General features: G+C 66.7%; 17 protein-coding genes. 11 read left to right on the forward strand and 6 right to left on the reverse strand.

Annotated elements, in window-relative coordinates; translation table 11 throughout:
- The first annotated feature begins 2 nt into the window (after positions 1 to 2).
- The 8 genes from DIR46_RS12860 (at position 3) to DIR46_RS12895 (ending at position 10,337) form a co-directional block, all read left to right on the forward strand.
- Positions 3 to 896 (forward strand): carbohydrate ABC transporter permease, encoded by an 894-nt coding sequence (locus DIR46_RS12860; RefSeq protein WP_109345562.1) that lies wholly within the window; start codon positions 3 to 5, stop codon positions 894 to 896.
- Between the two features lie 32 nt (positions 897 to 928).
- The gene (locus DIR46_RS12865) at positions 929 to 1,789 is read left to right on the forward strand and encodes a carbohydrate ABC transporter permease (protein WP_109348016.1); all 861 of its coding nucleotides are present in this window, start codon (positions 929 to 931) and stop codon (positions 1,787 to 1,789) included.
- Positions 1,790 to 1,863: 74 nt separating this feature from the next.
- Positions 1,864 to 2,841, forward strand: a complete 978-nt coding sequence (locus tag DIR46_RS12870) for an ABC transporter ATP-binding protein (protein WP_370659966.1) — start codon at positions 1,864 to 1,866, stop codon at positions 2,839 to 2,841.
- A gap of 80 nt (positions 2,842 to 2,921) precedes the next feature.
- On the forward strand, positions 2,922 to 3,974 hold the full coding sequence (locus DIR46_RS12875) for a LacI family DNA-binding transcriptional regulator (RefSeq protein WP_109345564.1): 1,053 nt from the start codon (positions 2,922 to 2,924) through the stop codon (positions 3,972 to 3,974).
- A gap of 130 nt (positions 3,975 to 4,104) precedes the next feature.
- Complete coding sequence (locus DIR46_RS12880; RefSeq protein ID WP_109345565.1) at positions 4,105 to 5,469, forward strand: GH1 family beta-glucosidase; 1,365 nt, start codon at positions 4,105 to 4,107, stop codon at positions 5,467 to 5,469.
- Between the two features lie 50 nt (positions 5,470 to 5,519).
- Entirely contained in the window at positions 5,520 to 8,042 is a 2,523-nt protein-coding gene (locus DIR46_RS12885; protein WP_109345566.1) for a glycoside hydrolase family 3 protein, read from the forward strand.
- Positions 8,039 to 9,019 (forward strand): glucokinase, encoded by a 981-nt coding sequence (locus DIR46_RS12890; protein ID WP_109345567.1) that lies wholly within the window; start codon positions 8,039 to 8,041, stop codon positions 9,017 to 9,019. The genes DIR46_RS12885 and DIR46_RS12890 overlap by 4 nt, the downstream gene beginning before the upstream one ends.
- A gap of 13 nt (positions 9,020 to 9,032) precedes the next feature.
- Positions 9,033 to 10,337, forward strand: coding sequence for a sugar MFS transporter (locus DIR46_RS12895; RefSeq protein ID WP_109345568.1), 1,305 nt, complete (start codon positions 9,033 to 9,035; stop codon positions 10,335 to 10,337).
- A gap of 73 nt (positions 10,338 to 10,410) precedes the next feature.
- On the opposite strand, the gene DIR46_RS12900 is transcribed toward DIR46_RS12895, so the two are convergent.
- The 4 genes from DIR46_RS12900 to DIR46_RS12915 all read right to left on the reverse strand — a co-directional run bounded on the left by DIR46_RS12900 (position 10,411) and on the right by DIR46_RS12915 (position 16,824).
- Complete coding sequence (locus tag DIR46_RS12900) at positions 10,411 to 11,928, reverse strand: tryptophan halogenase family protein (RefSeq protein WP_109345569.1); 1,518 nt, start codon at positions 11,926 to 11,928, stop codon at positions 10,411 to 10,413.
- A gap of 10 nt (positions 11,929 to 11,938) precedes the next feature.
- A complete protein-coding gene (locus DIR46_RS12905) occupies positions 11,939 to 12,952 on the reverse strand; it encodes a cupin-like domain-containing protein (RefSeq protein WP_109345570.1) in 1,014 nt (337 codons plus the stop codon).
- Positions 12,936 to 13,646 (reverse strand): SapC family protein, encoded by a 711-nt coding sequence (locus DIR46_RS12910; protein ID WP_109345571.1) that lies wholly within the window; start codon positions 13,644 to 13,646, stop codon positions 12,936 to 12,938. Before DIR46_RS12910 ends, DIR46_RS12905 begins: the two co-directional genes overlap by 17 nt.
- Before the next feature lie 160 nt (positions 13,647 to 13,806).
- The gene (locus DIR46_RS12915) at positions 13,807 to 16,824 is read right to left on the reverse strand and encodes a TonB-dependent receptor (protein ID WP_109345572.1); all 3,018 of its coding nucleotides are present in this window, start codon (positions 16,822 to 16,824) and stop codon (positions 13,807 to 13,809) included.
- A 521-nt stretch (positions 16,825 to 17,345) separates the two neighbouring features.
- Between DIR46_RS12915 and DIR46_RS12920 the strand changes: the two genes are divergently transcribed.
- Both DIR46_RS12920 and DIR46_RS12925 read left to right on the forward strand, forming a co-directional pair.
- Complete coding sequence (locus DIR46_RS12920) at positions 17,346 to 18,203, forward strand: polysaccharide deacetylase family protein (protein ID WP_109345573.1); 858 nt, start codon at positions 17,346 to 17,348, stop codon at positions 18,201 to 18,203.
- A 20-nt stretch (positions 18,204 to 18,223) separates the two neighbouring features.
- Entirely contained in the window at positions 18,224 to 19,066 is an 843-nt protein-coding gene (locus DIR46_RS12925) for a glycoside hydrolase family 16 protein (protein ID WP_109345574.1), read from the forward strand.
- A gap of 3 nt (positions 19,067 to 19,069) precedes the next feature.
- Here DIR46_RS12925 and DIR46_RS12930 read toward each other — a convergent pair whose 3' ends face one another.
- A complete protein-coding gene (locus DIR46_RS12930; RefSeq protein WP_109345575.1) occupies positions 19,070 to 19,948 on the reverse strand; it encodes a LysR family transcriptional regulator in 879 nt (292 codons plus the stop codon).
- A 94-nt stretch (positions 19,949 to 20,042) separates the two neighbouring features.
- On the opposite strand from DIR46_RS12930, the gene DIR46_RS12935 reads away from it, so the two are divergent.
- A complete protein-coding gene (locus DIR46_RS12935; RefSeq protein WP_109348017.1) occupies positions 20,043 to 20,546 on the forward strand; it encodes a lactoylglutathione lyase family protein in 504 nt (167 codons plus the stop codon).
- A 32-nt stretch (positions 20,547 to 20,578) separates the two neighbouring features.
- Here DIR46_RS12935 and DIR46_RS12940 read toward each other — a convergent pair whose 3' ends face one another.
- Complete coding sequence (locus DIR46_RS12940) at positions 20,579 to 21,640, reverse strand: LytR C-terminal domain-containing protein (RefSeq protein ID WP_109345576.1); 1,062 nt, start codon at positions 21,638 to 21,640, stop codon at positions 20,579 to 20,581.
- Positions 21,641 to 21,653 lie beyond the last annotated feature (13 nt).

The following is a 21,653-nucleotide window of genomic DNA, read 5'->3' on the forward strand; positions in this document are numbered from 1 at the left end:
CCATGCTCGCCCAACGCCATCAAGTCCGCCTCGCCCCTCATATCGCCCTCCTGCCGATGGCGCTGGTGGTGCTGGGCGCCTACATCGGCGGCGCGATGTGGACCTTGCGCACCTCGTTCACGGCCTCGCGCACCTTCCCGTCCGACAGCTTCATCGGCGCGGCGCAGTACGTGCGCCTGTTCGACAACGAGCGCTGGCTGCTGTCGCTGCACAACCTCGCCGTCTACGGCGTCGCCTTCATCCTCGCCTGCATGATCATCGGCTTCCTGCTGGCCGTCTTCATCGACCAGAACGTCAAGGGCGAAGGCCTGCTGCGCACCGTGTTCCTGTACCCGTATGCGATGTCCTTCATCGCCACCGGCCTCGTATGGCAATGGCTGCTGGCGCCCGGCAGCGGCATCGAAGGCGCCGTGCGCCGGATGGGCTTCGAGGGCTTCTCGTTCGACTGGATCGTGCACCAGGACCTGGTGATCTACACCGTCGTCATCGCCACCGTATGGCAGGCCTCGGGCCTGGTGATGGCGCTGATGCTGGCCGGCCTGCGCGGCATCGATCCCGAAATTTATAAAGCCGCGCGCCTGGACGGCATCCCGGCCTGGCGCGTCTATCTGCAGATCGTCCTGCCGATGCTGGGCCCGTCGGTTGCCACCGTATTCCTGCTGCTGTCCACCGCGGTAGTGAAACTGTTCGACGCCGTGGTCGCGATGACCCAGGGCGGCCCCGGCATCGCCAGCGAAGTGCCGGCCAAGTTCATCATGGACCACCTGTTCCTGCGTTCGAACATCGGCCTGGCCTCGGCCGGCGCGGTCACGCTCCTGATCCCGGTGCTGGCCCTGCTCGCGCCCTATGCCTATGCGCGCAGCCGCCGCGCGCGCCTGAACGGAGGCCACGCATGAGCCACCATTCGTTGCAGGCGATCGCGCCACCCATGCCAGGCCAATCCACCCGGACCGCGCGCCGCAAGCGCATGTTCACCCCGGCGCGCCTCGGCGTCTATGCCTTCCTGTTCAGTGCCGCCCTGTTCTTCCTGCTGCCGCTGTACGTCATGATCATCACCTCGTTCAAGCCGATGGAAGAGATCAGGATGGGGAACGTGTTCGCCATGCCCGCTGCCGCGACGCTCGAGCCATGGCGCGCGGCCTGGGGCGCGGTCAGCCATGGCTTCTGGAATTCGGTGGCGATCGCCGTGCCCAGCACCGTGATCCCGATCCTGCTCGGCGCCGTCAACGGCTACGCGCTGTCGTTCTGGCGTCCGCGCGGCGCGAATGTGCTGTTCGGCGTGCTGCTGGCCGGCGCCTTCATCCCGGTGCAGGTCATGATCTATCCGCTGGTGTGGATGATGGCGCATGCCGGCGTGTTCGGTTCGCTGCCGGCGATCGTGGTCGTCCACGTCATTTTCGGCATGCCGCTCATGACGCTCCTGTTCCGCAACTACTATGCCTCGGTACCGCACGAGCTGTTCCAGGCCGCGCGCATCGACGGTGGCGGCTTCTGGCGCATCTTTATTCAAGTGATGCTGCCGATGTCGCTGCCGATCATCGTCGTGGCCGCGATCATGCAGGTCACCGGCGTCTGGAACGACTACATCCTCGGCCTGGTGTTCGCCGGCCGCGAGAACCTGCCGATGACGGTCCAGCTGAACAACGTGATCAACACCACCACCGGCACCCGCCTGTACAACGTCAATATGGCAGCGACCATCCTGACGGCCGCGGTGCCGCTGGCGATCTACTTCATCTCCGGACGCTGGTTCGTGCGCGGCATTGCCGCCGGCGCCGTGAAAGGCTGACCCCCATGTCGAACGTCCACCTGCGCAAACTGTGCATCACCCGCGGCAATCAAGAAATCATACGAGATCTCGATTTGCAGATCGAACCGGGCGAATTCCTCGTGCTGCTCGGCCCTTCGGGCTGCGGCAAGTCGACCCTGTTGCACAGCATCGCCGGCCTGATCGACCTGTCCGGCGGCGCGATCGAGATCGGCGGGCGCGACATGAGCTACGCCGACCCGAGCGAGCGCGGGATCGGCATGGTGTTCCAGTCGTACGCGCTGTACCCGACCATGACGGTCGAGAAGAATATGTCGTTCGGCCTCAAGATCGCCGGCACGCCGAAGGCGGAAGTAGCGCGCCGCGTGCGCAAGACGGCCGAGATGCTGCAGCTCGACGCCCTGTTGGAGCGCAAGCCGTCCCAGCTCTCGGGCGGCCAGCGCCAGCGCGTGGCGATCGGCCGCGCGCTGGTGCGCGAGGCCGGCGTCTACCTGTTCGACGAACCGCTGTCGAACCTGGACGCCAAGCTGCGCGCCGAACTGCGGCGCGAACTGAAAATGCTGCACCAGGCGCTCGGTTCGACCATGATCTACGTGACCCACGACCAGGCCGAGGCGATGACGCTCGCGACCCGCATCGTGGTGATGCAGGCGGGTCGCATCCAGCAGATCGGCACGCCGGCCGAGGTGTATGACACCCCCGCCAACCGCTTCGTGGCCGGCTTCCTCGGTTCGCCCTCGATGAATTTCATCGACGGCAGCATCGATGCGCAGGGCCGCTTCAGCGCCGGTGCGATCACGCTGCCACTCGCGGCCGGGGCGAAGGCCGGCGCGGTGACGCTGGCCGCGCGCCCGGAACACATCCACGTCGACGACAACGGTCCCTTGCACGCGACGGTCACCCTGGTCGAACCGATGGGCAACCACCAGGTGGTGTGGCTCGACTGCGGCGGACAGGCACTGTCGTGCATCGAGCACGATGGACGTTCGCTGGCGTCCGGCCAGGCGGTACGCTTCGCGATCGACACCGGCCGTGTTTCGTTGTTCGATCCTAAAAACGGTCAAAGGTCATGATGGATGGGTGCGATCCGTACGCGGATGCAGTATGCTTGGCGGTTGTTTTGATTAACGTATTCATCGGATAGGGATCGCAGGTGGCGACAATCAAGGACGTAGCGCGGCTGGCTGGGGTAGGTCTCGGCACCGCTTCGCGCGTGGTCAGCGGCAAGGGCTCGGTATCGCCGGCCACGCTCGAACGCGTGCGCAAGGCGATCGACGAGCTGGGCTTTCGCCCGTCGCACGCGGCGCGCGCCCTGCTGTCCGGCACCAGCCGGATGGTCGGCGTCTACATCCCGGTGTTGTCCGGCACCTTCTACACGCCGATCCTGCAGATCATCGACACCGAGCTGCGCGCGGCCGGCCTGCACATGGTGGTCGCCTTCGGCGTCGGCCTAGGCGATGCGCGCAACCAGGCCATCGAAGGCATCGAATTCCTGATCGAGCGCGGCTGCGACGGCCTGATCATGATGACCAGCGCCCTGCTCGATGAAGACATCGCCGCCCTGGGCGGCAAGCGGCGCCTGATCGTCGCCCTGAACCACGATTTCAAGGACATCCCGGAGCAGTGCTTCACGGTCGACCATGCGCAGGGCGGCCGCCTGGCGGCGCGCACCCTGCTCGACCACGGTCACCGCGACATCGCCGTCATCGCCGGTCCGAGCGCGCTGCTCGACAACGTGGCGCGCGTCGACGGCTTCATGCACGAGCTGAAGGCCGACGGCATCGATACCGATAAGGTGTGGCTGGTCGAGAGCGACTTCTCGCCGCAGGGCGGCTGGCATGCCGCCAAGGCCCTGGTCGAATCGAAGACGCCGTGCACCGCGCTGTTCTGCGCCAACGACGAGATGGCGGTCGGCGCCCTGTCCTACTTCCAGGAAGCCGGCATCAGCGTGCCGCGCGACCTGTCGGTGATCGGCTACGACGACACGCCGAGCGCGGATTTCTCGGCGCCGCGCCTGACGTCGGTGCACATGCCGTGGCGCGAGATGACGCAGAACGGCATCAACGCCCTGCTCAACCGCTGCTACGACCTGAAACGCCCGGTGGCGCGCTCGTTCCCGGTCGGCGTCACCATGCGCGCCTCGCTGGCCAGGATCGGTGGCGACAAGCCGAAACGCGCCGGCAAGACGGCAAGTAAAAAGAAATGAGGCTGGCATGCGACGCTCCGGCGGGCCGCACGCGGCCATTTTTTTGGCACCAGACTGGAAAGCTTTCCAATGAATTGGTAAGCTTTCCCAAACATTTAATCAGAACATACCCATTACCTGAAGCGAGACCATGACCACTGCCAACCGACCCGAGCCTTCCGCGCCGCAGCGCAGCGATTTCGCCCGCGATTTCCTGTGGGGTTGCGCCACCTCGTCCTACCAGATCGAAGGCGCCGGCCGTGAAGACGGTCGCGTGGAATCGATCTGGGACCGCTTCGCCGCCACCCCCGGCACGATCCGCGACGGCTCCGATGGGATGAATGCCTGCGACCACTACCACCGCTGGCCGGAAGACTTCGACATCGCGCGCGGCATGGGCCTGAACGCCTACCGCTTCTCGTTCGCCTGGCCGCGCATCTACACCGGCATCAAGGGCCAGCCGAACCAGAAGGGGCTGGATTTCTATTCGCGCCTGGTCGACGGCATGCTCGAACGGGGCCTGGAGCCATGGGCCACGCTGTATCACTGGGACCTGCCGCAGGCGCTGCAGGATGCGGGCGGCTGGGAGAATCGCGCCACCATCGACGCCTTCCTCGATTACACCGACGCCATGACGCGCACGCTGGGCGACCGGGTCAAGCACTGGATCACCCACAACGAACCATGGTGCACGGCGATCATCGGCAACTTCGAAGGCTGGCATGCGCCGGGCAAGACCGACCTCAAGGCGGCCCTGCAGGTCGCGCACAACGTGCTGGTCTCGCACGGCAAGGCGGTGCCGCTGATCCGCGCGAACGTGCCGGATGCGAAAGTGGGCATGGCGGTCAGCCTGCACCCGCTGCGCGCCGCCAGCGACAGCGACCAGGACAAGGCCGCGATGGAACGCCACGACGGCCTGCGCTACCGCTGGTTCCTCGACCCGCTGTTCGGCCGCGGTTACCCGGAAGCCACGCGCGAACGGTTCGGCGCCGCGGCGCCCGACGTCGCGCCGGGCGATATGGAAGCGATCGCCGTCAAGACCGACTTCATGGGCGTGAATTACTACTTCCCCGAAGTGATCAGGCACGAGGCCGGCCACGCCCCGCTCGACGCGAAAGTGCTGCCGACCACCAGCGGCGAGATCACCGCGATGGGCTGGCCGGTGTCGCCGGAAGGCTTCACCGAACTCCTCACCCGCATCGAGAACGACTACCACCCGGGCCCGATGTACGTCACCGAGAACGGTTCTGCCTTCGAGGATACCGTCGGCCCGGATGGCGAGATCGACGACGTCCAGCGCCGCCACTACCTGATGCGCCACCTGGCCGCCATGAAGGATGCGATCGACGCGGGCGCGCCGATCAAGGGCTACTTCGCCTGGAGCCTGCTCGACAACTTCGAATGGGCCGAAGGCTATCTGCGCCGCTTCGGCCTGGTGCACATCGATTACGCCACCCAGCAACGCCGCCTGAAGAACAGCGGCAAATGGTATGGTTCCTTCCTGCGCCAGGAATGAGCTTTCACGAACAAGCTTCTACTTCAACGAACAATAAAGCGAGACAACCCATGACCTTCAAGCTTCGTCCTTCCACGCTGGCCCTCTCCATCGCCCTGGCCCTGCCGGCCATCTGCGGCGCCGCCGCCCCGGTCGACACCAGGCTGGCCGACTGGCCGCGCGTGACCAGCGCCATCAAGAAGGACGACGCGATCGAGAAGCGGGTCCAGGAAATCGTCGGCAAGATGACCCTGGCCCAGAAGGTCGGCCAGATGACCCAGCCCGAGATCAAGACCACCAAACCGGAGGACGTGACCAAGTATTACCTCGGTTCGGTCCTGAACGGCGGCGGCAGCTGGCCAAACAATAACAAGGCGGCCGACGCGAAGGAATGGCTGGCGCTGGCCCAGGCCTACCACGAGGCCTCGATGAAGACCGATATGGCGATCAAGGTGCCGGTGGTGTGGGGCACGGACGCGGTCCACGGCCACAACAACGTGCCGGGCGCGACCCTGTTCCCGCACAATATCGGCCTGGGCGCGGCGCGCAATCCGCAGCTGATGCGCGAGATCGGCGCCGCCACCGCCAGGGCGGTGCGCGCGACCGGCATCGCCTGGGTCTTCGGCCCGACCCTGGCCGTGGTGCGCGACGACCGCTGGGGCCGCACCTATGAAAGCTATGCCGAGCATCCGGAAGTCGTGCGCAGCTATGCCGGCGAATACGTCAAGGGCATGCAGGGCGTGTTCAAGGACGACGCCAACACCATCGCCACCGCCAAGCACTTCATCGGCGACGGCGGCACGAAGAATGGCAAGGACCGCGGCGTGACCGAGACCCCGGAACGCGACCTGATCAACATCCACGGCGCCGGCTACTTCCCGGCCCTGGAAGCGGGCGCCCAGACCGTGATGTCCTCGTTTAACAGCTGGCTAGACACCGCCAGCGGCAAGGAATACGGCAAGCTCCACGGCAGCAAGTACGCGCTGACCGACATCCTCAAGGTCAAGATGGGCTTCGACGGCTTCGTCGTCACCGACTGGAACGGCATCGGCGAGGTGAAAGGCTGCCGCAACGACAGCTGCGCCCAGGCGATCAACGCCGGCAACGACATGATCATGGTGCCGGACGACTGGAAGGCATTCATCGCCAACACCATCAAGCAGGTGGAAAGCGGCGAGATCCCGATGTCGCGCATCGACGACGCCGTGTCGCGCATCATCCGCGTCAAGCTGCGCGCCGGCCTGTTCGACAAGAGCCCCGTGCAGAACGCCCATGCCGGCAAGGACGACGCGATGCAGGCGCGCGCATTGGCGCGCCAGGCGGTACGCGAATCGCTGGTGCTGCTCAAGAACGAAGGCCCGGCCCTGCCCCTGAAGCGCGGCCAGAAGATCCTCGTGGTCGGCAAGAGCGCCGACGAGCTGTCGAACCAGAGCGGCGGCTGGTCGATCACCTGGCAGGGCACCGCCACCACCAATGCCGACTTCAAGAACGCCGACACCATCCTGACCGGCATCCGTGAAGCGGCCGGCAAGGACAACGTCACCTTCAGCCTCGATGCCAAAGGCGTCGACGTCTCGAAGTTCGACGTCGTGATCGCCGTCATCGGCGAGCGTCCTTACGCGGAAGGCGACGGCGACATCCACCCGTCCGGCACCCTGCGCCACAGCAGCCGCTATCCGGAGGATCTCGCCGTGCTGAAAGCCGTCGGCGGCAAGGGCAAGCCGGTGGTCACGGTGATGGTCACCGGCCGTCCGGTGTTCGCCAACGACCTGCTCAACCTCTCGGACACCTTCATCTCGGCCTGGCTGCCGGGTTCCGAGGGCAAGGGCGTGTCGGACCTGCTGATCGAAGGCCAGCAACGCTACGACTTCCGCGGCGTGCTGCCGTTCTCGTGGCCGAAGTCGGCATGCCAGATCAAGCTGAACGTCGGCGACAAGGATTACGCGCCGCTGTTCGCCTACGGCTACGGCTTGAAGGCCGGCACGCGCTCCAAGCTGGGCAAGCTGGATGAAAGCTATCCGCAAGGCGGCTGCAGCGCCGGCAACACCTTCCCGGTGTTCAGCCAGGCCGACCGCATGAGCTATCCGCTGGCGATCCGCTCCGGCCAGCAGACCACCGTGCTCGGCGCCGACCTGAACGCCAGCTTCAAGCTGCCGAACATCACCGTCACCACCGCCCAGGTCAATACGCAGCAGGACGCCAAGCTGGGCGCCTGGACCGGCCCGGCCACGCTGGAAGCGCGCGGCGCACGCGCCATCGTGTTGCCAAGCGCGGCGGTCAAGGATGGCGCGCTGCGCTTCGACACCATCGTCGCCAAGGCCCCGGCCGGCAAGGTGACGATCTCGATGCGCCAGGGTTCCACCAGCGTCGACCTGGATGCGACCGGCCTGTTCAAGCGCCTGGCCGTCGGCGCCAAGAACACCGTCGCGATTCCGCTGGCCTGCTTCCAGGCCAAGGGCCTCGACCTGGCCAAGGTCGATACGCCGTTCGCCGTCACCAGCGACGCCGCATTCTCGGCGGCCTTCGCCAATATCGAGATCGCCGGCGGCGCGGCGAAGGAAGCAGGCGCCGTGCAGTGCGGTGAACTGAAATGACGCAGGAGGCGACGACTGGGCTGCGGCTGCTCGCCGACGTCGGCGGCACCAACGCGCGTTTCGCCCTGCAGTCGGATCCGGGCGCAGGGTTCGACGACATCGAGGTGCTGGCGGCCGCCGGCTACCCGAGCCTGGGCGAGGCGATGCGCGCGTACCTGGACAACGCCAGGGCGCGGGGATTCGCGGTCGACACCGTCCGCCATGCGGCGATCGCGATCGCCAATCCGGTCGAGGGCGACGAGATCAGGATGACCAATCATCACTGGAGCTTCTCGATCGAAGCCTTGCGCATCGAACTCGGTTTGACGACGCTCCTGATGGTGAACGACTTCGCCGCGCTGGCGATGTCGCTGCCGCACCTGGCCCAGGATGGCCGCCGGCAGATCGGCGGCGGCATCGAGCTGCCGAACCGGACGATCGGCCTGATCGGCCCCGGCACCGGCCTTGGCGTCTCGGGCGTGGTGCCGGCGGGCGAGCGCTGGATCCCGCTGTCGGGCGAAGGGGGGCACGTCAGCTTCGCGCCCGTCACCCGCGACGAGGTGGCGATCCTGGAAGCGCTGTGGGGGGAATACGGCCACGTCTCGGCAGAGCGCCTGCTGTCGGGGATGGGCATGGAGCTGATCCACTGGGCCCGCACCGGCAAGCGTCTCAAGGCGGCCGACATCAGCGCGGCGGCGCTGGATGGCTCATCGAGCGATTGCCGCGGCTCGGTCGACGTGTTCTGCGCCATCCTGGGCAGCGTGGCCGGCAACGTCGCGCTGACCCTCGGCGCGACCGGCGGCATGTATATCGGCGGCGGCATCGTGCCGCGCCTGGGCGCCATCTTCGAACAATCGGCTTTCCGCGCGCGCTTCGAGGACAAGGGGCGTCTCGGCGACTATCTGTCGCGCATCCCGACCTACTTGATTACCGAACAATATCCCGCATTGCGCGGGGTTTCAGCTATGCTGTCGGGTCATATCGCTACTCTGCAATAACAACGGAGACTCCATGCAGAACCCAATCCAGAACCCCACCGTGGCCGGCGCTGCCGTGGACGGGGAGCACAACCAGCACACCGGCGCGCTGGTCATCGTCACCATCCTGTTCTTCATGTGGGGCCTGATCACGTCGCTGAACGACGTATTGATCCCGCACCTGAAGTCGATCTACACCCTCACCTACATGCAGGCGATGCTGGTGCAGTTCTGCTTCTTCGGCGCCTATTTCATCGTCTCGCTGCCGGCCGGCGCCCTGATCCGCCGCCTGGGCTACCAGAACGGCGCCGTCACCGGCCTCTTGATCGCGGCCGCCGGCTGCGCCCTGTTCTACCCGGCCTCGAACGGCGGCTACGGCATGTTCCTGTTCGCGCTGTTCGTGCTGGCCAGCGGCATCACCATCCTGCAGGTGGCGGCCAATCCCTACGTCACCGCCCTGGGTCCGGCGCGCACCGCGGCCAGCCGCCTGACCCTGACGCAAGCCTTCAACTCGCTCGGCACCACGGTGGCGCCGGCGCTGGGCGGCATCCTGATCCTGTCGACGGTGGTCCTCTCCGCCGACCAGCTGGCCCTGCTGCCGGCGGCCGAACAGGCAGCGCACAAGGCCGCAGAAGCCGCCGCCGTGCAAGGCCCTTACCTGGGCCTGGCCGCCGCGCTGGCGCTGCTGGCGGTGCTGTTCGCGATGGCGCGCCTGCCGAAGATCGCTTTCGAAGACACGACCGCCGCGGTCGACGCCAAGGGCGGCGCGCTGTCGTATCGCCACCTGGTGCTGGGCGCGCTGGGCATCTTCCTGTACGTCGGCGCAGAGGTGAGCATCGGCAGCTTCCTGATCAACTTCATCGGCGAACCGCACATCGCAGGCCTGTCGCACGCCGACGCGGCGCGCTACGTCAGCATGTACTGGGGCGGCGCCCTGGTCGGCCGCTTCATCGGCTTTGCCGTGATGCGTTATGTGAGCCCGGGCAAATCGCTGGCGGTCACCGCGCTCGGCTCGATCGCGCTGGTCCTGACCGCGACCTTCACCGAAGGCAGCCTGGCGATGTGGGCGATCGTGGCGGTGGGCCTGTGCAACTCGATCATGTTCCCGACCATCTTCAGCATGGCGCTGCACGGCCTGGGCAAGTTCACCGGCCAGGGCTCGGGCATCCTGTGCATGGCCATCGTCGGCGGCGCCGTGGTGCCGTTCGTGCAGGGCATCCTGGCCGACACCATCGGCCTGCAGATCTCCTTCCTGGTGCCGGCGGCCTGCTACCTGTTCATCATGTACTACGGCGTGAAGTACGCCAATCTGCATAAAGAAAAGGCCGTGGCCGACTGACCGACGCAACCTTGGAAATAAAAACGCCCGCGCAATCTGCGCGGGCGTTTTTACTTGTACGCCTGGCGCCCGGCTATTTCGGGGTGGCGCAGTAGCGCGCGACGTATTGCTGGTGCGACGGCAGCTGGCTCACGGTCTTGTCGACGGTGGCCTTGATCGATCCGAGGAAGTGCGCCAGCTCCTCGTCGCCCATCAGGTCGGCCGACTGGTGGTGCTGCAGTGGCGTAATGCCCTGGCCAAGCATCACCTGGATCCATGAGTTTTCGGCGAACAGCTCGTTGGGCACCCGGAACACGCGCCCGGTCTCGCGGAACAGGTCGATCCGGTGCTGGAGCGACGCCGGCACCGTCATGTCGCGCGCTTCGCGCCAGTACGGCGTGTCGCCGCGGTTGGTGACCTTGTAGTGCAGGATGATGAAGTCGCGGATGTGCTCGACCTCGAGCGCCGCCTGGCGGTTGTATTCCTCGACGTCGCTGGGCGCGATGCCGGCGGTCGGGAACATCTGCATCAGGCGCACGATCGAACGCTGGATCAGGTGGATGCTGGTCGACTCGATCGGCTCCAGGAAGCCGCTGGCCAGGCCCACCGCGATGCAGTTGCCCTTCCAGACCTGCTGCCGTTGGCCGGGCGTGAAGCGCAGCACGCGCGGCTTCATCAAGGCTTCGCCTTCGACGTTGGCCAGCAGCGCGCCGATGGCCTGCTCCTGCTCGACGTGGCGGCTCGAGAACACGATGCCGTTGCCCACGCGGTGCTGCAGCGGGATGCGCCACTGCCAGCCGAAGCCATGCGCGATCGAGCGCGTGTACGGCACCGCGTCGCCCACCGACATGGTCTGCAGGGCGGCGGCGCTGTCGTTGAACAGCCATTGCGACCAGTCCTGGTACGCCACGCCCAGCGCCTGCCCGATCAGCAGCGCGCGAAAACCCGTGCAGTCGATGAACAGGTCGCCCTCGATGTCGGCGCCCGAGTCGAGGGTGAGCGAGCGGATATGCCCGGTCAGGGCGCTGGTGGTCACGTCGACGATCTTGCCCTCGATGCGCTGCACGCCGAAGCGCTCGCTGAACGCGCGCAGGTACTTCGCATACGCCGTCGCATCGAGGTGGTAGGCGTAGTTCATGCCGCCGCGCGGCAGGTGGGCGAAGCGGTTCTCGAGCGCGGCGCGCAGCTCGAGGCAGTAGTCGCCGTAGTCGGTCGCCAGGCCGCGCTCGCGGCCCTTGTGCCAGAAATGCTGGAAGCCGGCGGTCCAGTGGTCGGTGCCGGTCATGCCGAACGAGTGGATGTAGTCCTCGTTCACATTGCGCCAGCCCTCGAAGCCGATGCCCAGCTTGAAGGTGGCCTTGGTCGCGGCCATGAATTCCTGCTCGTTGATCTCGAGCAGGTTGTGGAAGTTGATCAGGGTGGGAATGGTGGCTTCGCCCACGCCGACCGTGCCGATCTCGTCCGACTCGATCAGCTTGATGTCGAGGCGCTTGCCCAGCACCTTCGAGATGCAGGCCGCGGCCATCCAGCCGGCGGTGCCGCCGCCGGCGATGACCACGCGCCGGATCGGGCGTCCCTTGAGTCCGCCCTCCCCGTTGCTCTTCTGTTCCATGCTTGTCTCCTCAGCGGTTCATCCGCTTTAATAATTGGGCCCGGATCGCGCGCGCCGCATTGTCGTCCAGCGGCCCGAGCACCCGGCGCGCGGCTTCCGGGATATGGGCCGCCGTGTCGGCGTCGGCCTCGAACACGTAGTGGCGGAACAGCTCGGCCCAGGCCTTGCGCTGCGCCGGCGGCAGGTCGCGCACCGACATCAGCGCATGCATCAGCGCATTGGTCGGGGTATCCATCCATTCCGGCGACTGGCGCCACCAGTAATTGACCAGCACATTGAAGGCGTCCAGCGCCTGGACGTGGTGCCACCACATGCTGGGAATGAACAGGGCGTCGCCTGGGGCCACCTCGGCCACCTGCGCGTGCTCCAGCGCCTCGGAAAAGCGCGGGAAGCGCGTGTAGTCGGGCTTCGCGAAATCGACCAGGCTGATGGCCTGGCCGGCGGGCGTGAAGTCGAGCGGACCGACGTAGAGGTTGTGCTGCTGGCCGGGCGGGAACAGCGTGAAGCGGCGGTGGCCCACCGCCACGCAGGCCAGGTTGTCCGGCAGGTCGTAGTGCGCCGCGATGACGGTGCGGTTGCCGATCCAGATGCTGGCCAGCGCGTCGCGCGCGCCGAGGTCGACGTCGTTCTCGCCGCGAAAGCCCGGCAGCGCGGTGTCGATCGTGGTCGAGCCGACGTAGATGGTCGGGGGCGGCGTGGTGGCCAGGTGCTTGGCCAGTTCGTCGAGCACGGTGTCCAGGCGCACCCGCACCGGATAGAAATTGAAGCCGCTGAGGTCGTCGTTGTAGAAGAAGCGTCCTTCGGTCTCGGGCGCGCCCAGCATGGCGTTGACGGTGGCGTCGCGGTACCAGCGGCGCAAGTAGGCGTCGGCGTCGCGCGGCGAGGCCAGGCCGGCCTTGACCATCGGCCAGTCGGCCACCAGGCCGCGCAGCAGCAGCGGCTCGGTCGAGGCCAGGATCTCGGGGCCGAGGTCGCCGGGACGCAGGCCGGCGATCTCGCGCACCCGCTTAGCGATGGGCAGCATGGCGGCGGTTCTTGCGGTCGATCAGGCCGCGCAGGTTGGACAGCGACGCCAGCGCGAACCAGATCGGGCCCAGGTAGCCGGCCTGGTGCAGCTCGGCGACCGCGCCGGCGTCGAGGGCGGCCAGGCGCTCCTCGTTGATGGTGTAGAAGCCCGACATGCGGCTCTGCGCGCCGTTGTCGAACTCGATCTCGAGCGCGAACGGCTCCAGCAGTTCATGGCGCGTGAGGGCGTCGATGAAGCCCGGCTCGAACTGCAGGCCTTGGTGGATGGTCGACAGCAGGCCGTCGACATGGGCCAGGTAGTCGCTGTTGCCGCCATGCGGCTTGAATACCGGCTCGCCCTCGGTGCGGCTCACGCGCGGGTGGTCGAGGTCGACCTGGATCATCAGCTCGTCGCCGCTGCGGCCGATCAGGAATGGCTGGCGCTCCAACAGCAGTGGCACCACCGGGGCGTCCCAGCGGGCGTCTTCCAGGAACAGGTTCTCGTCCTCGGTAAAACCGAGCAGCGCGATCGCCTCGTAGCGCGCCTGCGCGTCGTCGCGGCGGAAGATGATCGGATAGTGCCCCTGCAGCGAGCGGAATTCGGCGGCGAAGGTCGGCACCCAGGCGACCTCGCTGCCCAGGCCGGGGCGGTGGCCGGTGATGACGCGCAGGTCCTTGTGCTCGATATTGTTCAGCAGGGCGATGTTGGGCATGGATGTCTCGAAATCGTTATGGGGACCGGCCGGAAAGGACAACGGCGGGCCGGCATGGTGCCGACCCGCCGCTGGTTCCGGCGCTCGTGGCCGGTGCGTGAAGTCTACCCCGAAAGCGGGCGCGGGAACATGCCTCCCGGCCCGCCACGTCAGGCGGCGATCAGAACTTGTAGCGCGCGGCCACCATGTAGCGTGGGCCGGACTGCGACACGAACAGCAGCTGGTGCTTGTTGCGGCCGTGGATGCGCTGGATCTCGTCGGTCAGGTTGATGCCTTCGAACGACAGGGTCAGGTTCTTGTTCACGTTGTAGCCCACGCTCAGGTCGAGCTGGCCGTATTCCTCGGTGTAGTTCGGATTCGGACCCGAACCGTCGAAGGTGCCCGACAGGAACTCGTCACGCCAGTTGTAAGCCGCGCGCACGCTCCACTTGTCGTTCTCGAAGATACCCACCAGGTTGGCCGAGTCGCCCAGGCCGACCAGCGCGAACTGCTCGCCGATGCTGGCGTTGTTGTACTTCAGGCCCGAGTTGACATAGGTGTAGTTCGCCTGCACGCCGAAGCCGCTGTTGCCGAACATGTGCTGGAGGTTGAATTCCAGGCCGCGGATGCGCGCCTTCTTCTGGTTCGAGAACGAGGTGATGCGGAAGTCGGCGATCGGGTCGGTCGAGATGCCGGTGATGGTGCCGGTCGGATTGCCGACGCCATCGTCCTCGCCGCGCACGACGCCTGGCTGGCCGTTGAAGTTGCGCAGGATGTAGCTGCGGATGCAGGTGGTGTCCGCCGTTGCGCAGCCGTTGGCCAGCGCCGCGTTCCAGTAGGCGCCGCCCACCGGGGTATGCAGTCCGAACGGCTGGGCGATCACCTGCGACTGGCCGGCGTAGTTGTCCAGGTGCTTGCGGAAGTGGTTGATCGACACGAAGCTCTGGCGATCGTAGTACCACTCCAGCGCCAGGTCGAAGTTCTTCGACTTGACCGGTTCCAGCGACGGGTTGCCCTGCGAACCGGTGCCGCCTTCGACGCGTGCCAGCGTATTGAGAATCTGGCCGCCGGCAATCTGGTCGTAGCGTGGACGGCCGATGGTCTCGCCGAAGCTGAAGCGGCCCTTGAGGTCGGAGCGCAGCTGGATATCGGCATCGAAGCTCGGCAGCACGTGGCTGTACTTGCCCTTCAGGTTGGTGAATGCAGCCTCGCCGAACACGATCGGGAATTCATTCTGCGACACCCAGTTGATCGCGGTCGCGGTCGGCACCAGCGCGGTCGAGCTGACGTCGGTCTTCTCGTAGCGCACGCCGATCGAGGTATTGATCGGGAAGCGGCCATCCCACTCGGTGTTGAACTGCAGGTACAGGTTCTTCGATTTTTCCTCGGTGCGCTGGTCGGTATCCCACACGGTCTTGGGCAGGTACAGGTCAGGGCGTCCCGACGCGGCGGCGGCGAGCTTGCGCACCTCGTCGAAATTGAAGGTGTTGAAGTTGTTGAACAGCGCCGCATTGCCGCTGCCGTTGATATTGTCGAAGTACTTGTTGAGCGTCTCGGCGTGGAACACGCTGGCCGGGTAGTCTTCCGCGCTGGTGGCGCCGCCCCAGGTATCGCGCTGCTGGACCGAGAAGGCCGAGCGGTAGTCGACCTTGGTCGCGCCCAGGCCGAATTTCAGCTCCGACGCCTCCAGCATCTTCCAGCTTCCATGCGTCTGGACCTGGTCGATCTCGGTCTTCATGTAGCCGTTCTCGAACACCGAGCCGGTGACCTGCTGCGGCGCGCGCACGAAATCGGCGCCCTGGATGCTCAGCACCGGGAAGTCCTGCGTGAAGTCGACGCTGGTGGTGCCGCGGCTGAAGCTGGCGGTGCCGAGGGTGTTGCTCGAGCCGAATGGGCTGTTGGGCGTGGACTCGGCGGTCGAATGGTGGGCGTCAAGCTCGAGGCGGATGTCGCTGTTCACGCGCCAGGCGGCATTGAAGCCCAGCGATTTGTTCTCGGTCTTGGTGGCGAAGTCGGCGCCGCCCATGGCGATGTCGCTGGTGGCCGGATTGATGATCTCGGTGTAGACCAGCGGCGCGGCCACCGGACCGTCGGTCCAGGTGCTCGACGACGGGCCGAAGTTGAACCACGCCGACATGTCGTTGCGGCGGGTGTGGATCTTGTTTTCCGAATAGGTGTAGTCGAGGGTGGTCGTCAGCGACTTGTTCGGTGCGAACTGGAACACCACCTGGCCGTTGGTGCGCTCGCGCTGCACGCCGGAGAGGTTGTAGTTCAGGTTCTGCGGCACCTGGTACAGGTCGCCCGGACCCGGACGGTTCGTGATGTTTTCGGAGCCCGGCGTGCCTGGCTGGGGAATGGTACCCCAGTTGTTCTCGTCGCCGCGGAACGGGCCTTTCCAGCCGTTCGACACCGAGGCGCGGTTGTAGCCCAGGTTGCGTTCCTGGTAGCTGGCCGACAGGCCGATGCCGAAGCGGCCGTCGGCCGAGGTATTGCTGTAGATGCCCGAGATTTCCGGGGTCAGCTTGTTGCCGTGCTGCAGGTCGTCCGGCAGGTTGGTGGCCGAGGTGTCGTACACGCCCTTGACGCCGACGCTGGCCTGCATGCCGGGGCGCGACAGCGGACGCGCGGTGACCACGTTGATGGTGGCGCCGATGCCGCCGGTCGGGGTTTCGGCGCGGCTCGATTTGTACACCTGCAGCTGCGACACCGCCTCCGATGCGATGTTGGCGAAGTCGTAGGCGCGGCCATTGCGGTCGCCCAGGCTCGATGTCGGCATCTGGCGGCCATTGAGCAGCACCAGGTTGAAGTCGGGGCCCACGCCGCGCACGGTGACCTTGGAGCCTTCGCCGATCTCGCTGCGGTCGATCGACACGCCCGAGATACGCTGCAGCGATTCGGCCAGGTTGGTATCCGGGAATTTGCCGATGTCTTCGGCGACGATGCCGTCGACGAAGCCTTGCGCATTGCGCTTGAGATTGAGCGACGATTCGAGACTGGCGCGGATGCCGGTCACGACCACGGTCTGTGGCGAGGTCGGCGTCGCATTCTGCGCCGCAGGATTGCTGGCGGCGTCGGTTGCCTGGCTCGGGGCGCTGGTCGGGGTGTCTGCCTGCGCCTGCGCGAATGCCGGAACGAATGCCGCGCATGCGCTGGCTACTGCCAGGCTGATCAAGGTCTGTTTAGCCTTTGGATAGTACATGTCTTCTCCTGTTTTTTTATAAATATGACCGTCGCCTAGCTACGGTGTCTCCGCCAAATCGGACGCACTGCGGCATGCGTCGTGTTTTTCGCTACTCGCTGCCAATCCATCCTTGCCTGGTCACCTCCCGGCCAGGAAAGCCCGAGACGCGCACCAAGCGGCGCGACGAGGCCGCCGGTGGGTAGCCGGTGGCCTCGTCGCGTGAATTGCCTGGTGCGCGTCGCGCTGTTTCATGTGTCCTCGGCTCCTTGGCCTGGTAGACCGTTGGGGGAACGAAGCTGACTTGTTCGCGTCATGGAAACGTTTCCATGAGTTTGACTGAATATTAGGGTTAGGAAAAAAAATTGTCAACCGAATATCCATGGGTGGTTGACGTAGTTTTGCAACACTTTGGTGCAGCACCAGAGCGAGCACCAGTTAACGAACGAGGGTCTTCCCTGTCGTTTCCCTCGTTGACACCTATTTTTCGGCGATGCTATAGTCGGTTGACGTTATGGTAACGTTTCCAAAATGGAGCATGGATGCACCACTTTCTTACCCGTAGTGCGAGCCGCGCCATCATCCGGAGCGCCCTGCTCGCGGCCGGCGTTACCTTCGTCGTCGCCAGCCCGGCGCATGCGCAGGACGCCGCCTTTGCCTGGCCCGGCGGTGCGCGGGCGGCGGTCAGCCTGGCCTATGACGACGCCCTCGATTCCCAGCTCGACAACGCCATCCCGGCGCTCGATCGCCACGGCGTCAAGGGCACGTTTTTCCTGCAGCTGTCCAGCGAGCCGGTGGCAAGGCGCATGGAGGATTGGCGCGCCGCGGCCAGGGGCGGCCATGAGCTGGGCAACCACAGCCTGTTCCACCAGTGTTCCGGCGCGGGGCCGGACCGCGCCTGGGTCGCTCCGCACCGCAACCTCGACACCACCACGCGCGAGCAGATGCAGGACCAGGTCCTGCTCGCCAACACGATGCTCACTGCGATCGACGGCCGCCGCGAGCGCACCTACACCGCTCCCTGCTTCGACGTGAAGGCCCTGGGCGGCGATTACCTGCCGGCGCTGCACGCGCGCTTCGTGGCGATCAAGGCCGGCCCCGGCCCCGGCGTGCCGGCCTCGATGGCGGCGGTCGATCCCTACCGGGTGGCCTCGGTCGCGCCGGTGGGCGCGAGCGGCGCCGAACTGATCGCGCTGGTGAAGCAGGCGGGGGAACGCGGCACCATGATCGCCTTCACCTTCCACGGCATCGGCGGCGACCATCTGAGCGTATCGACGCAGGCGCACGAGGAGCTGGTCCGCTTCCTCGCCGCGCATCGCCAGGAGTACTGGACCGACACCTTCCTCAACATCATGAAGCACGTCAGGCAGCAGCGGGCGGCGACGCCTGCGGCGCGATGACGGCCGAATCAAGGAGACATATGAAGACGTTGACCAGACTGGCCGCGCTGCTCGCGCTGGCCGCCAGCGCGGGCTGCGCCACACAATCCGCCACACAATCCGCCAACAACGCAGCCGCCACCGCAGCCGCCACCGCCGGCCTGCCCGGCTGGACGCTGGAGTGGAGCGACGAATTCGACGGCGCGGCGCTGGACCTCGGCAAATGGCTCCCCGAGACCGGCGGCCATGGCTGGGGCAACAACGAGATGCAGTTCTATACCGACCGGCCCGAGAACGTGCGCGTGGAAGGCGGCCACCTGGTGATCGAGGCGCGCAAGGAAAGCCATGAAGGCAAGGACTACACCTCGGCGCGGCTCAAGACGGCCGGGCTGAAGGAAACGCAATACGGCCGCTACGAGGCCCGCATCAAGGTGCCGAAGGGCCAGGGCATCTGGCCCGCGTTCTGGATGCTGGGGGCGAACATCAAGCAGGTCGGCTGGCCGAAGAGCGGCGAGATCGACATCATGGAAATCATCGGCAAGGAGCCCGCCAATGCCTACGGCACCCTGCACGGGCCGGGCTACTCGGGCGAGCACGCCTTCAGCAAGGCCAGCGCCCTGTCAGGGGCCGAGTACGGCGACGACTTCCACGTGTTCGCCGTCGAATGGGAGCCGAAGCAGATTCGCTGGTACCGCGACGGCATCCACTACCACACCGCCACGCCGGATACCGTCAAGGGCGAGTGGGTGTTCGAGCATCCCTTCTTCGTGCTCCTGAACCTGGCCGTGGGCGGCTATTGGCCGGGCTATCCGGATGCGACCACGCCGTTCCCGCGCCGGATGCTGGTCGATTACGTGCGGGTGTATCGCAAGACGGCGCCTTGACGCCTAGGCCCCGGCGGCCATGCCCGCGCGCAGCTGGTCGGCGACCCAGCCCGCGCGCGCCGACAACGGCCATTCGGCGCGGTGGATCAGCCACAGCGTGTCGAGCACCGGCGCGCCCGTGTCGACCACCTGCAGCGCTTCCTGCCGGACGAAGGCCTGGCGCGCATAGGCAGGGATCACCGTGAAGCCGAGGCCGCGCGCGACCGGTTCGAGGATCAGGCCGATCTGGTTGCTGAAACCCCGCGGGGGGAGGCTGGCGACGCCGGGGTTGCCCGGAAAGCAGCGGCTCAGCAGGCGCGTGGCCATCGCCTGGCCGTCCGGATGGTCGATGAACCCCAGGGCCGCCAGGTCTTCCCAGCCGTTTGCTGCCCGGCCAGCGGGCGCCACCAGTTCCAGCGCTTCGTGGGCGAAAGGCTCGGCCACGAGCCGCGCGTCGTCGGGGCGCAGGGTGACGATGCCGAGTTCATAGCGCTGGTCCAGCACCGCCTGCATGGTCTCGGCATCGGGCGCGAAACGATGGCGCACCACCAGGCCAGGCTGCGCCGCCTGCAGCGCCAGAAGCCGCGGATACAGGATCAGGCCAACGCTGCCGGGCGTGACCAGTCCGACGTCTCCCACGGTCGGGTCGCCATCCTGGAGCCGTTCCTCGAGGCGTCGTTCGGCCCGCTGCAGCTCCATGCAGTAATCGAGCAGCGCGCCGCCGGCCGGAGTCAGCTCGAGCTGGCGCGGACGACGCACCAGCAAGGGGCCGAAACGCGTTTCCAGGTGGCGCACGTGCTGGCTGACGGCGGCCTGGGTCAGGCCCAGGCGATCGGCCGCGCGCGTGAAGCTTCCAAGCTCGGCGAGGGCGGCGAAGGAACGCAGCCACTGGGGTTGCAACATAACAGAATCTAATGGGAATGATAAGTGTCCATTAGTGTACATTATCGTTTCCGCGACCGACAATGTCTGCTCCAACCACCTTGCGGAGTTCGTCATGCCCTACCCACGCAGCTTTTCCCATATCGGTCTGTCCGTTCCCGACCTCGAGGCGGCAGTCAAGTTCTATACCGAGGTCCTTGGCTGGTACCTGATCATGCCGCCGACCACGATCGGCGAGGACGACAGCGCGATCGGCGTCATGTGCACCGACGTCTTCGGCGCCGGCTGGGAGTCCTTCCGCATCGCCCACCTGTCCACCGGCGACCGGGTCGGCGTCGAGCTGTTCGAGTTCCGCGACGCGGTCCGGCCCGACAATAACTTCGAGTACTGGAAGACCGGCGTGTTCCATTTCTGCGTGCAGGATCCCGACGTCGAGGGCCTGGCCGCGAAGATCGTGGCGGCCGGCGGCAAGCAGCGCATGCCGGTGCGCGAATACTTCCCGGGCGAAAAGCCCTACCGCATGGTCTACATGGAGGACCCGTTCGGCAACATCCTGGAGATCTACAGCCATAGCTACGAGCTGACCTATGCAGCCGGGGCGTACCAGCCGACGGCCTGACGCCGCCGGCACGATGGCTGCACGCGCGAGCACTAGCGGCGAGCCAGGCGCTCCGGCTCCGCCTCAGGCCACAGGCGCAGCGCCGTGCCGTGGCGCGCCAGGTCGCGGCCCAGCACCAGCCGCAGGTTGACGGGCGCGCCGGGGTCGACTTCGCGCAGCCGGGCGCTGCCCAGGCGCCGCGCCAGCCGGCGCGCGGCGTCGGCATGGGTTGCCTCGTACTCGATGCGGGTGTAATGCACCGCAAAGCCCGGATCGTTCGACAGGCGCGTCACCCGGATGCCCGGTTCGTCGATGCGGTTCGACAGCGCGCGCGCCATGCCGGTCACGCCGTTGCCGTTGCGGATTTCCAGGCGCGCCACCGCAGCCGAAGCGGGCGCCTCGCGTTCCTCCTGCGCTTGGTGTGCCTCGCGCGCCGCGTCCACCCGCCGCAACTCCATCATGCCGTCCACGCCGACGTGGATATAGGACTGGGACCAGTCGGGATGGGCCTGCGGCTTCGGTGCGGCCAGGGCCTGGCCGAGCGGCGCCACCTCGGTCTTGCCGCCGGCGGCGGCGAAGTCGGCGCGCAGGTCGTGCTGGCGCAGCGCCGCCGCCTGCCGGTGCATCTGCGCGGCGCGCCCGGCCTGTCCCAATGCAGCCAGGGCGTCGCCCAGCAGCTGCCAGCCGCGCGGATCGAGCGGGTCGAGCAGGCAGGCGCGTTCGAGCGCGCCGCGCGCCTCCTCGTGCGCGCCGCCCAGCAGGTAAGCCTGCCCCAGGTTGGCGAACAGGTAAGCCTTGCCCGGTCCCGCATCCAGGCCGATCGACGCGGTCAGCTCGCGCCAGATCGACGTCGCCCGTTCCAGTTCGCCGCTCTCGGCGTGCAGGGTCGCCAGGCCGTTGCGCGCGCCGGGATGGCCGGGCTCCAGCCGCAGCACGGCCTCGTAGGCGGCGCGCGCGCCGTCCAGCTGCTCTGCCAGGTGTTGCGCGCGGCCGGTGCGATAGATGTCCTCGGCCTGCGCGCCACTGTCGAGGGCGGCGCGCCAGCCGAACGGCGAGCAGGCCATCAGGCCGGCGCACAGCAGCGCCAGGCGGGTCATCTCGAGGGTGCGTCGCATGGATTCGCTCCTT

This window comes from Massilia oculi, assembly GCF_003143515.1.
Classification (GTDB): domain Bacteria; phylum Pseudomonadota; class Gammaproteobacteria; order Burkholderiales; family Burkholderiaceae_D; genus Telluria; species Telluria oculi.